Source organism: Streptomyces sp. ActVer (assembly GCF_027270795.1).
In the GTDB taxonomy this organism is placed as follows: Bacteria; Actinomycetota; Actinomycetes; order Streptomycetales; family Streptomycetaceae; genus Streptomyces; species Streptomyces umbrinus_A.
On record NZ_JAPWHT010000339.1, the window covers coordinates 1 to 11,454 of the forward strand.

The window sequence follows — 11,454 nt, forward strand, 5'->3', positions numbered from 1 at the left end:
CCGCCGAGAAGCCCGACGTCGCGGGCGCCGTCGACGAGGTCAAGCGCCTCCTCGGCGAGGGCCGCATCACCCAGGCCGTCGACATCCTCGGCGGCATCCTCCCGGCCGCCGCCGCCCAGCACGGCGAGCACTCACCCGTCGTCCGCACCCTGCGCAAGCAGTACGCGGCCACGCTGATGGACGACGGCCAGTACCGCCGCGCCCTGCCCGAACTGCGCCTCCTCGCCGACGAGCGCGCCGCCGAGGCGGGCCAGGCCGACCCGCAGTCCCTGCGCTTCCGCTACGAGGCCGCCCAGTGCCTGGAACAGCTCGGCGAACCGGCGGCCGCCCTCGCCGAGTACCGCGCGCTGCTCCCGTACTACGAGAACCAGTACGTCGCCCAGGACGCCGAGCTCTCCTTCGAAGTCCGCCGCCGCATCGGCCACCTGCTGCTCGCCCTCGGCGACCGCGCCGCCGCCCACGACACGCTGGCCCGACTCCAGTACGACGTCGAACGGCTGCGGGGCCCCGGCCATCCGCTGGTCGCCGAGATCAGCCGGACCCTGCAATGGCTGGGGCAGGTCCGCGGCTGACCTGCCCCGAAGGGCCTTGAGTCCGGGACGATCGCCCGCCTCCTGGAAGGTTTTGCGCCGCCTTGGCCGAATCTTGTGGTGATCGGGATCCGCGGTTTCCCGAACAGGCCGGGGTGTTGGATACGTTGCGGCGCATGTCCAGACATCGGCATTCGAAAAAGTACAGATACGCGGCGTGGACCACGGCGGGCGCGGCCGTGGTCGCGGGCGCCGGGATCGCGGCACAGACCTCCATGGCGACCACGACGGCCACCACCTGGCCCGCCCAACGCACGTACACCGGGCGCGCCTTCGACACCTGCGCCGCCCCCTCCCTCGCCGCCATGAAGGCCTGGCACACCGGCTTCTACGGAGCGGCCGCCGTCTACGTGGGAGGCAAGAACCGCGGCTGCGCCCAGCCCAACCTCACCGCCTCCTGGGTGAAGTCGGTCAGCACGGTCGGCTGGAAACTCATCCCCCTGTACGTGGGCGCGCAGCCGCCCTGCCAGAAGGGCTCCAGCCCCGAGAAGCTCACCGCCGCAACCGCCGCCTCCCTCGGCGCCACCGACGCCAAGGACGCCGTCGCCAAGGCCGCCGCCCTCGGCATGAAGGCCGGCAGCCCGGTCTACCTCGACATGGAGGCGTACGACATCACCGACAGGGCGTGCAACGACGCCGTCCTGACATATGTACGCGCCTTCGACAAGGCCCTGCACGCCAAGACGTACCGCACCGGCTACTACGGCTTCAGCAGCTCCAGCGCCAAGGCGATAGCCACCGCGACCAACCGCACCGACCTGCCCGGCAACCTCTGGTACGCCCTGTGGGACAAACAGAACACCACGACCGCCGACTGGCCCTTCGGCGCCGCCCAGTGGACCAACCACAGCCGCGCCCACCAGTACATGGTCAACAGCAAGGAGACCCGCGGCGGCCACACGATCACCGTCGACCGCGACGCCTGGGACGCGCCGGTGGCGATCACCGGCTGAGGCCCCTGTGCGGCGTGAGGATGGAGACGGCCCGGGGACGGTGCCCGAAGTCCTGGCGAATCGTTGGGTCGAATGGGTGGCCGATAGCCGGTCCCCTGCCTACCATCGATCACCGCAAGACTTTGTGCACCGTCGCACAAGCTCCTACAGGAGGTCTCCTTGCACCGCCGCCGTCGCACCGCGTTCCTCCTCTCCGCCGCGCTCGTCACCGCGGCCCCCCTCCTCACCGCCTGCGGCAACGACGCGCATCCCGGTGCCGCGGCCGTCGTCGGCGGCGACCGCATCACCGTCTCCCAGCTGGAGAACCGGGTGAACGAGGTACGGTCCGCGCAGCGGGCGGCCACCACGGGCGAGGCGCAGTACGAACAGGCCATCGCCAAGTCCGGCGGCCTGACCCGTGACACCCTGCACGTCATGGTCCTCGACCGCGTCCTGCACCAGGCCGCACAGGACGCGGGCGTGAGCGTCACCCGCAAGGAGGTCCAGAGCTTCCGCGGCGAACTGGAGAAGCAGGCGGGCGACTCGAAGGCGCTGGAAGTGGCCTGGCTCCAGCAGTACGGCGTCGCTCCCGAGCGGCTCGACGACAACCTCCGCGTCCAGATCGAGGCCCAGAAGCTCGCCACCGCGCTCGGCACGGACACCAGCCAGCCCGCGTTCTGGAAGGCACTGTCCGAGGCGTCCAAGAAGCTCGACGTCGACCTGAACCCGCGCTACGGCGACTGGGACGTGGAGAAGAGCAGCCGCGTCGACGCCAAGCTGCCCTGGCTGCGCGAGGTCACCTCGTCGGGAAGCAAGGAAACGGCGTAACCGGTCCGGCCGGGTCGTGACCCCGCCCTGTTCACGGCACGTGACCTTGATGTCAGTGGCGTGGGTTACGTTCGGTGTGTGAACGCATCCAGCCCGGGGCGCATCGTCCTGCTCACCACCAGCCACCGAGTCGCGCCCGGACTCCTGTCCTGGCCCGCCTGGCAGGCGCTGCGCGGCGCCGACCGTGTCCTGTGCGCGGACGGCACGCACCCCCAGCTGCCGTATCTGCGCGAGGCGGGCATCCAGGTCGACGAGTCCGCGCCGACCGCCGAGGACCTGGTCGACGCCTGCGCCGGCGGGCACACGGTCGTCGTGGTGGCCACCGGCGAGGGCGAGCCGCGCCTCACCGACGGCCTGGCCCGGCTCGCCGGCTCCGGGCGCGTTCAGATGCCCGACCTCGAACTGCTCCCCGCGTCGTACGACCTCCCGGGCGCCCGCCTCCTCGACCTCGTCCAGGTCATGGACCGCATCCGCGTCGAGTGCCCCTGGTCGTCCCAGCAGACCCACAAGGGCCTGGCGAAATACGGCATCGAGGAGGCGTACGAACTCGTCGAGGCCATCGAGGAGGGCGACCGCGACGAACTGCGCGAGGAGCTCGGTGATGTTCTGCTCCAGGTCGTCTTCCACGCCCGGATCGCCGAGGAGGGCCGCCCGGAGGACGGGGAGGAGGCCTTCTCCATCGACGACGTGGCGGGTGGCATCGTCACCAAGCTAATCCACCGCCACCCGCACGTCTTCGGCGACGAGACCGCCTCGACCCCCGAGGAGGTCAAGGAGCACTGGCTGCGCACCAAGGCCGTCGAGAAGCGGCGGACATCCGTGACCGAGGGCGTCCCGCTCGGCCAGCCGGGCCTCGCACTCGCCGCCAAGCTGGCATCCCGCGCACGCACGGCGGGACTGGAAGTGCCCCTGCCCGAGGGCGAGGGCGTCGGCTACGAACTACTGGCACTGGCGGTACGCGCCGAGACGGAGGGCGTGGACCCTGAGGCGGCACTCAGGGCTGCGGCGCGGGCCTACCGGGACGCGATACGGGTGAGTGAGGGCTAGGCGGGAGCCGGTCGGGTTCCCGTGCTGAGGCTCTCAGTCGGGAGCACGCGCCGACGGGTTGTGCCAGTGCGGGCGGGGCCGGTGGAGCAGCCACTGGCCCGGGCCGAGCGGGCGGGCCTGTCCCTGGTCGGCGGGCGGCAGATCGTCGCAGAAGACGCGCTCGGGGTCGGCGCCGAGCACGGGGAGGACCTCGGCGGTCTCGTCGACCAGCCTGGGCGGACCGGCCAGATAGACGTCGTGGCGGGCCCAGTTGGCCCGGTTGCCCAGAGCCGTCAGCAGCCGGCCGGTGGCCTGCGCCTTCGGCCGGCCGGGCGCGGGCGTTATGACCGTGACGTCGAGATGAGGCAGCCGCGTGCACAACTCCCCGAGCGCGGCCCGGTCGTAGAGGTACGTGGTGTCCCGGGCGACAACAAAAAGCCGGGCCTCGTCGTACGAGCCCGGCTCCCACGCCAGCTGCTCCAGCAGCGCCTTCACCGGAGCCCACCCGGTACCCGCGGCGATGAAGGTGACGGGCCGCTCCACCGGCGTCCGCAGCGTTAACCGGCCACCGGGCGCGCCGAGCCGCAGGACGTCGCCCGCCCGGGTGCGGCGGACGAGCTCGGTGGACAGGACGCCGTCCTCGACGAGGCTGACATGTAAGTCGACGGTGTCGTCGGCACGGGGCGCGTTGGCCAGGGAGTAGGGGCGCCAGACACCCGGGATCCGGGGGCTGTTGACGCTCACGTACTGGCCGGGGAGATGGAGGAGAGGGCGATTGGGGCGCAGCCTCAGCACGGCGAGGTCGTCCCCGTGTCTGGTGCGGCCGAGCACCTCGGCGTCCCACCAGGGCGGCTCCCCCCGGCTCTCCGCCTCCCACGCCCCGTCCATCATGGCGTCCGCGATCACGGCGTACGCCTCGTCCCAGGCCTTCTCCACCTCCGTGTTCCACGCCGCCCCCGAGACGGCGGCGAACGCGGCGATCAGGCTCGTGCCCACCGCCGCGTAGTGCTCCGGCCGCGCCAGATACTTCCGGTGGTCCCGCCCCAGTTCCCACAGGTACTCGTGCATCCCCGGTTCCCCCAGCCGCCCCACGACAAGCGTCAACGCGGCGAACAGACGGTCCCGTTGGCGTTCCATGTCCTCCGGGAAATCCAGCGGGAACAGGGCGCGGACATCGGGGTGGTGCCAGAAGAGGTGCGAGTAGAAGTACTTGGCCGCGAATTCGGCTCGTCTTTCGACGACCGCGAAACTGGTCCGGAGGAGATCGGGGTCCACGGGCGCGAATGTATGGAGTTTCCGGCTCACGGGGTCAAGGAGCTGGCGATTCAAGGATGTTCCGGGACGAACAGCGCAATCCGCGGGACGGAGCCCGGCTCGGAGAGCGGCCGCGGCCGGCCACGACGATACCGAGGTGGCTTTCACCACCCCTCCCGATACGGTCGAGGAGTGACGGAAACACCTGCTCAGCCTCCCGCAGGGGAACCTGCCCCGGAACTCTTCACGTGGGAGTTCGCGACCGACCCCTACCCGGCGTACGCCTGGCTCAGGGAGCACGCCCCCGTGCACCGGACGAAACTTCCCAGCGGAGTCGAGGCCTGGCTGGTGACCCGTTACGCGGACGCCAAGCAGGCTCTTGCCGACGGCCGGCTCAGCAAGAACCCCGCCCATCACGACGAGCCCGCGCACGCGAAGGGGAAGACCGGCATCCCCGGCGAGCGCAAGGCCGCGCTGATGACGCACCTCCTCAACATCGACCCGCCGGACCACACCAGGCTCCGGCGGCTCGTCAGCAAGGCGTTCACGCCTCGGCGGGTGGCCGAATTCGCGCCCCGGGTCCAGGAGTTGACCGACCGGCTCATCGACGGGTTCGTGGAGAAGGGAGAGGCCGACCTCATCCACGAGTTCGCGTTCCCGCTCCCCATCTACGCCATCTGCGATCTGCTGGGCGTCCCGCGCGAGGACCAGGACGACTTCCGCGACTGGGCCGGGATGATGATCCGGCACGGCGGAGGGCCGCGCGGAGGCGTGGCGCGGTCCGTGAAGAAGATGCGCGGCTATCTCGCCGAGCTCATCCACCGCAAGCGCGAGGAACTGACGGAGGCGCCCGCGCCGGGCGAGGACCTCCTCTCCGGTCTCATCAGGGCCTCCGACCACGGCGAGCACCTCACCGAGAACGAGGCCGCCGCGATGGCCTTCATCCTCCTGTTCGCCGGTTTCGAGACGACCGTGAACCTGATCGGCAACGGCACGTACGCGCTGCTCACCCACCCCGAGCAGCGGCAGCGGCTCCAGGACTCCCTCGCGGCCGGCCGTACGGACCTTCTCGCGACCGGAGTCGAGGAACTGCTCCGCTACGACGGACCCGTGGAACTGGCCACGTGGCGGTTCGCCACCGAGCCGCTGAGCATCGGCGGGCAGGACATCGCCGCAGGCGACCCCGTACTCGTCGTGCTCGCCGCCGCCGACCGCGACCCCGCCCGGTTCGACCAGCCCGACACCCTGGACCTCTCCCGCCGTGACAACCAACACCTCGGTTACGGCCACGGCATCCATTACTGCCTCGGCGCACCCCTCGCCCGGCTGGAGGGCCAGACCGCGCTGGCCACGCTCCTCACGCGCCTCCCCGACCTGCAACTCGCGGGCGATTCCGCCGATTTGCGATGGCGCGGAGGGCTCATCATGCGCGGATTGCGCACGCTTCCGGTGGAGTTCGCCCCTTCCGGGAAGGTGCGTACGGACTAGCGGGCAGCTAGCAGACGGAGTCGACGGAACATGAGACTCCGTCAAGTTGTGATCTTCACGTTATCTGCGCTGCATCGACTTGTGACAAGAGTTCGACTGCCTATACGTTCACCCATCAATGCGGCCGGTCCCACCTGCCGCAGCAGTCACAAGCGCAGTCGTCGGCTGTGCGCTGTGCGCACTCCTTGCTGTCACGCGAAAGGCAACCGCATGCTCTCCGGGAACGGTCGTCACCGTCGCCCCCGTCAGGCTCCGGCTCTCCTCGTCGCGGCGGGCGTGACCGGGTCGGCCATCGCGATCCCTCTGCTCGGTGCGACCGGCGCGAGCGCCGCAAGCGGAACCACCTGGGACGCGGTCGCGGAGTGCGAGAGCGGCGGCTCGTGGAGCGCGAACTCCGGCAACGGGTACTACGGCGGCCTCCAGATGACCCAGGAGACCTGGGAGGACAACGGCGGCCTCGACTACGCGCCGAGCGCCGACCAGGCCAGCCGCTCGCAGCAGATAGCCGTCGCCGAGAAGATCCTCGCGAAGCAGGGCACGAGCGCCTGGGCGACCTGCGGTCTCGTCGCGGGTCTGACGCAGAACTCCGGCTCGGCCGACGTCGACACGGGGGTCGCGGACGACTCGCCGACCCCGTTGTCCGGCTTGGGTATGGGGGACAACAGCAACGGGACCAAGTCCGACACATCTGGTTCATCCGGTTCGTCCGACTCGTCCAGCGGTAGCGGCGACAGCGCCGACTCACAGGATTCCGACAGCTCCTCCACGGATGCCACCGCAAAGAGTGACGACCCGGACAAGTCGTCCCAGAGGGGGGAGGCTTCGGCCGAGGGTTCCGGAACGGAAGACACCGGCTCCGGCCGTCACCGAGGCGACGGTGCCGACGAGGGCGCCACCGACTCCCGCGCGGACGACTCCGCCGGCCGGCACGCCTCGCGCAGCGACAGTGAGTCGCGCGTCGCCGCCGAGGGCTCGTACGCCGTGCGTTCCGGCGACAGTCTCTGGGGGATCGCCGACTCCCTTGGCGTCGAGGGTGGATGGCGGGCGCTCTACGCCGAGAACAAGGAAGCCATCGGCGACGACCCGGACTTCATCATCCCCGGTCAGAGCCTCGATGTGGACGGCCTGCAGACGGCGGACAAGTAGCGTCCGCGCGATGTGCCATGTGGTCATCAAGGCGTCGAATCGGGCGAAAAACAGCGGCAGTTCGCACTGAATGTCCGATTTGGTGAAAGTGAGACATGGATCTCAAGAGCCTGATCGTCTTTGAAATTCGGCGGATCGCGTGTCTACGGTCGTGACCGCTCGCCACTGGTGAGCCCCGACGGTCGCAACGCCGAATCCTGCCAGCGGCCGTACGGGAACAGTCGTCGCGTCAAGCGCCGTAGGCAGGAGCGGGGGACCCAAGGTAAGTGCCGGACCCGGTCGTTGAGGCCAGGTACGGCTTGGGGTTAAGCCGCGTGACAGCAGTGTCGCGCGGCCGGGCAACTCACTCGGCCCGAACCCGACAGCTCACCTCGCAGGCGTCGGTGAGGGGATCACTTCATGCTGCTTTCCGGCAAGGGCAAGCACCGCCGCCCGTCCAAGGCCACCCGTATCGCCACGCTCGCCGGTGTCACCACCGCGGCCGTCGCCGTCCCGCTGATGGGCGCCACGGGAGCCTCCGCCGCCACCACCTCCGAGTGGGACGCCGTCGCCCAGTGCGAGTCCGGCGGCGACTGGTCGATCAACACCGGCAACGGCTACTACGGCGGCCTGCAGTTCTCGGCCTCCACCTGGGCCGCGTACGGCGGCTCGGCGTACGCCTCCACCGCCAACCAGGCCTCCAAGTCCCAGCAGATAGCCATCGCCGAGAAGGTCCTCGCGGGCCAGGGCAAGGGTGCCTGGCCGAGCTGTGGCGTGGGTCTGTCCGGCGCCTCGACCGGTGGTGCCCCGGCTCCCTCGAACTCGGGCAACTCCGGCCAGAGCACCTCGCAGTCGCAGCAGCAGAGCACCAAGTCCTCCGAGGAGCGCGCCTCGCGTTCCCAGGAGCGCTCGACCGCGAAGAAGACCGTCGAGACCCCGACCGGCAAGAAGGTCAAGAAGGGCGACGGCGAGTACAAGGTCGTCAAGGGTGACACCCTCAGCGAGATCGCCGAGAAGAAGAACGTCAAGGGTGGCTGGGCGAAGCTGTACAAGCTGAACGACGACATCGTCGACGACGCCGACTTCATCTTCCCGGGCCAGCAGCTGCACCTCAGCTGACACCCGTCGGCCGCGACCCCCACTTCGATCGTCCGGATGTCACGTCCCGGCCGAGGCCCTGGCCGCTCAGCCTCGGCGGGATCTCCGGATCGGCCGGATCCCCGGCCCACGATCGAATCGCGGCTGAACCACAGCGCCCTCACATCCGTGTCCCCCATAGTGGAGGCCTCGTGAGGGCCACCCCCGTCCCCCACGGGCTCCCCGCTCCGGTGCGTGTTCCCCCGTACGCACCGGAGCGGGGCTTTTTCTTTCCCGCGCTTCCCCCTCGCTTCCCCCTCGCTTTGTTCCGTTCGGAAACAATTTACTCTCGGTTCTGTCCAGGAGGCGGTCGAGGGCTGGCCGATCCCCGGCAGCCGGTTAGGCTCATGCCGCGGGGCCACCACAGGTCCGCGCCCAACCGGGCCTTCGGCCCGGAACAGCTTGCGTCACATCCCATAAGGAGATGCTCGTGCCGTCCATCGACGTCGTCGTAGCCCGGGAAATCCTGGACTCCCGAGGCAACCCCACGGTCGAGGTCGAGGTCGGCCTCGACGACGGCAGCACGGGTCGTGCCGCCGTTCCGTCCGGCGCCTCCACCGGTGCCTTCGAGGCTGTTGAGCTCCGTGACGGAGACCCCAACCGCTACCTCGGCAAGGGTGTCGAGAAGGCCGTCCTCGCCGTCATCGAGCAGCTCGGCCCGGAGCTCGTCGGCTACGACGCCACCGAGCAGCGCCTCATCGACCAGGCCATGATCGACCTGGACGCCACCGACAACAAGGGCTCGCTCGGCGCCAACGCCATCCTCGGCGTCTCGCTCGCCGTCGCCCACGCCGCGTCCGAGGCGTCCGACCTCCCCCTCTTCCGCTACCTGGGCGGACCGAACGCGCACCTGCTGCCGGTCCCGATGATGAACATCCTCAACGGTGGGTCGCACGCCGACTCCAACGTCGACATCCAGGAGTTCATGATCGCCCCGATCGGCGCGGAGTCCTTCTCCGAGGCCGTGCGCTGGGGCGCCGAGGTCTACCACACCCTCAAGAAGGTGCTGAAGAGCCGCGGTCTGTCCACCGGCCTCGGCGACGAGGGCGGCTTCGCCCCGAACCTCGGCTCCAACCGCGAGGCCCTGGACCTGATCCTCGACGCGATCAAGGAGGCCGGTTACATCCCCGGCCAGCAGGTCGCCCTCGCGCTCGACGTCGCCGCCTCCGAGTTCTACAAGGACGGCAAGTACCTCTTCGAGGGCAAGGAGCGCTCAGCCGCCGAGATGACGGAGTACTACGAGGAGCTCGTCGCGGCCTACCCGCTCGTCTCCATCGAGGACCCGCTGTACGAGGACGACTGGGCCGGCTGGAACGTCATCACCGAGAAGCTGGGCGACAAGGTCCAGATTGTCGGCGACGACCTCTTCGTCACCAACCCGGAGCGCCTCGCCCGCGGCATCGAGGAGGGCTCCGCCAACGCCCTGCTCGTCAAGGTCAACCAGATCGGCTCGCTGACCGAGACGCTGGACGCCGTCGAGATGGCCCAGCGCAACGGCTTCAAGTGCATGATGTCCCACCGCTCCGGCGAGACCGAGGACGTCACCATCGCCGACCTCGCCGTCGCGGTGAACTGCGGCCAGATCAAGACCGGCGCCCCGGCCCGCTCGGACCGTGTCGCCAAGTACAACCAGCTGCTGCGCATCGAGGAGATCCTCGACGACGCGGCGGTGTACGCGGGCCGTTCGGCCTTCCCGCGCTTCAAGGGCTGAGCGCAGCCCTTCGGCCGGGGTGACAGCCCCGTCGTACGTACGTCCCCGTACTCGGTCCCGTACCGTGTGCGGGGACGTACGCACGTGATGGGCTCGACGGGCTCGGTGTGCTCGACGGGTTCGTACCGGGGAGGCGGGACAGATGGCCGTGAAGGACCGCGACCGGTTCTCCACCTCGACCAGGCTGCGGCTGCTCGGTGAGCAGACCGCCGCACGTGTCTACCGCTCGCAGACCAAGCGGCAGGCCCGCCGCTCGCGGCTGACGGGCCGGGCGGCACTCCTCGCCCTCGTCCTGTGCACGCTCGTGGTGGCTCTCGCCTATCCCATAAGGCAGTACGTCTCCCAGCGCGCCGAGGTCGCCGACCTCCAGCGCGAGCGGGAACAGGCCCGGCAGCGGGTCGAGCAGCTGCGCGACCTCAAGGCACGGTGGCAGGACGACGCGTACGCCGAGCAGCGCATCCGGGAGCGGCTGCACTACGTGATGCCCGGCGAGACCGGCTACATCGTGATCGACCCCGACGCGGCGAAGAAGACGCGTACGGATCAGACGGCGGCCGACCGGGCCTGGTACGCCAACGTCTGGGACGGCGTCGACAAGGCAGACGCCGCGGACAGGTGATCCGACCCGTCATCCGACCTGTCACCCGGCCAGTGATCCAATTCGTGATCCGACCAGTGAACTGACTAGAGAGACTTACGCACAGGCATGCAAACGCCCCCGCCGCCCACCCCGCGCACCGAGCCCACCGACGCGGACGTCGAGGCCTTCAAGCAGCAGCTCGGGCGGCCGCCGCGCGGGCTGCGCGCGATCGCGCACCGCTGTCCGTGCGGGCAGCCGGACGTCGTCGAGACGGCTCCCCGTCTCCCGGACGGGACACCCTTCCCGACGACCTACTACCTCACGTGTCCACGGGCGGCTTCCGCCATCGGGACGCTGGAGGCGAACGGGGTCATGAAGGAGATGACCGACCGGCTCGCCACGGATCCCGAGTTGGCGGCCGCGTACCGGGCGGCGCACGAGGACTACATCGCTCGGCGCGACTCCATCGAGGTGCTCGAAGGCTTTCCGAGCGCGGGCGGTATGCCGGACCGTGTGAAGTGCCTCCACGTGCTCGTCGCACACTCCCTGGCCGCCGGGCCGGGCGTGAACCCCCTGGGCGACGAGGCGCTCGCGCTGCTGCCGGAGTGGTGGCGCAAGGGGGCGTGCGTGGTGCCCACCGAGGTGTGATTTCGCCCCCGCCGCCCCTACCCGTCCCGTCCCCTGGGGCCCCGCCCCAGACCCCGTTGGGTGTGATTTCGGGTGCGGGTCCGGCTGTGGCTGGTCGCGCAGTTCCCCGCGCCCCTAGGTCTTCAGGGGCGCGTG

General features: G+C 69.9%; 10 protein-coding genes, 1 pseudogene and 1 riboswitch. Of the genes and pseudogenes, 10 read left to right on the plus strand and 1 reads right to left on the minus strand.

Annotated elements, in window-relative coordinates; all coding sequences use genetic code 11:
• The 4 genes and pseudogenes from O3Q52_RS38140 to O3Q52_RS38155 form a co-directional block, all read left to right on the plus strand.
• A pseudogene (locus tag O3Q52_RS38140) lies at positions 1–572 on the plus strand (serine/threonine protein kinase); the annotation flags it as partial.
• Between the two features lie 134 nt (positions 573–706).
• Positions 707–1,543 carry a glycoside hydrolase domain-containing protein gene (locus O3Q52_RS38145; RefSeq protein ID WP_269653177.1) on the plus strand — a complete coding sequence of 279 codons (837 nt, stop codon included), beginning with the start codon at positions 707–709 and terminating at the stop codon, positions 1,541–1,543.
• 159 nt (positions 1,544–1,702) lie between these two features.
• Positions 1,703–2,350, plus strand: coding sequence for a SurA N-terminal domain-containing protein (locus O3Q52_RS38150; RefSeq protein ID WP_269653178.1), 648 nt, complete (start codon positions 1,703–1,705; stop codon positions 2,348–2,350).
• A gap of 78 nt (positions 2,351–2,428) precedes the next feature.
• Entirely contained in the window at positions 2,429–3,397 is a 969-nt protein-coding gene (locus O3Q52_RS38155) for a nucleoside triphosphate pyrophosphohydrolase (protein WP_269653179.1), read from the plus strand.
• A gap of 33 nt (positions 3,398–3,430) precedes the next feature.
• Here the strand turns inward: O3Q52_RS38155 and O3Q52_RS38160 are convergent, their stop codons facing one another.
• On the minus strand, positions 3,431–4,651 hold the full coding sequence (locus O3Q52_RS38160; protein WP_269653180.1) for a globin domain-containing protein: 1,221 nt from the start codon (positions 4,649–4,651) through the stop codon (positions 3,431–3,433).
• 171 nt (positions 4,652–4,822) lie between these two features.
• On the opposite strand from O3Q52_RS38160, the gene O3Q52_RS38165 reads away from it, so the two are divergent.
• From O3Q52_RS38165 to O3Q52_RS38190, 6 genes are all read left to right on the plus strand, one after another.
• A complete protein-coding gene (locus tag O3Q52_RS38165; RefSeq protein ID WP_269653181.1) occupies positions 4,823–6,118 on the plus strand; it encodes a cytochrome P450 in 1,296 nt (431 codons plus the stop codon).
• A gap of 210 nt (positions 6,119–6,328) precedes the next feature.
• On the plus strand, positions 6,329–7,264 hold the full coding sequence (locus tag O3Q52_RS38170) for a transglycosylase family protein (protein ID WP_269653182.1): 936 nt from the start codon (positions 6,329–6,331) through the stop codon (positions 7,262–7,264).
• 224 nt (positions 7,265–7,488) lie between these two features.
• Positions 7,489–7,659, plus strand: a riboswitch (cyclic di-AMP (ydaO/yuaA leader).
• 4 nt (positions 7,660–7,663) lie between these two features.
• Entirely contained in the window at positions 7,664–8,362 is a 699-nt protein-coding gene (locus O3Q52_RS38175; RefSeq protein WP_269653183.1) for a transglycosylase family protein, read from the plus strand.
• 448 nt (positions 8,363–8,810) lie between these two features.
• A complete protein-coding gene (eno, locus tag O3Q52_RS38180; RefSeq protein ID WP_186001238.1) occupies positions 8,811–10,091 on the plus strand; it encodes a phosphopyruvate hydratase in 1,281 nt (426 codons plus the stop codon).
• A gap of 142 nt (positions 10,092–10,233) precedes the next feature.
• Complete coding sequence (locus tag O3Q52_RS38185; RefSeq protein WP_125534845.1) at positions 10,234–10,710, plus strand: septum formation initiator family protein; 477 nt, start codon at positions 10,234–10,236, stop codon at positions 10,708–10,710.
• Between the two features lie 87 nt (positions 10,711–10,797).
• Positions 10,798–11,319 carry a DUF501 domain-containing protein gene (locus tag O3Q52_RS38190; RefSeq protein WP_269653184.1) on the plus strand — a complete coding sequence of 174 codons (522 nt, stop codon included), beginning with the start codon at positions 10,798–10,800 and terminating at the stop codon, positions 11,317–11,319.
• Positions 11,320–11,454 lie beyond the last annotated feature (135 nt).

What these genes read in the sequence shown, in the direction of transcription:
- O3Q52_RS38145 (WP_269653177.1), top strand. Translation starts at nt 707, where the DNA reads ATGTCCAGACATCGGCATTCGAAAAAGTACAGATACGCGGCGTGGACC.
- O3Q52_RS38170 (WP_269653182.1), top strand. Translation starts at nt 6,329, where the DNA reads ATGCTCTCCGGGAACGGTCGTCACCGTCGCCCCCGTCAGGCTCCGGCT.
- O3Q52_RS38175 (WP_269653183.1), top strand. Translation starts at nt 7,664, where the DNA reads ATGCTGCTTTCCGGCAAGGGCAAGCACCGCCGCCCGTCCAAGGCCACC.
- O3Q52_RS38185 (WP_125534845.1), top strand. Translation starts at nt 10,234, where the DNA reads ATGGCCGTGAAGGACCGCGACCGGTTCTCCACCTCGACCAGGCTGCGG.
- O3Q52_RS38190 (WP_269653184.1), top strand. Translation starts at nt 10,798, where the DNA reads ATGCAAACGCCCCCGCCGCCCACCCCGCGCACCGAGCCCACCGACGCG.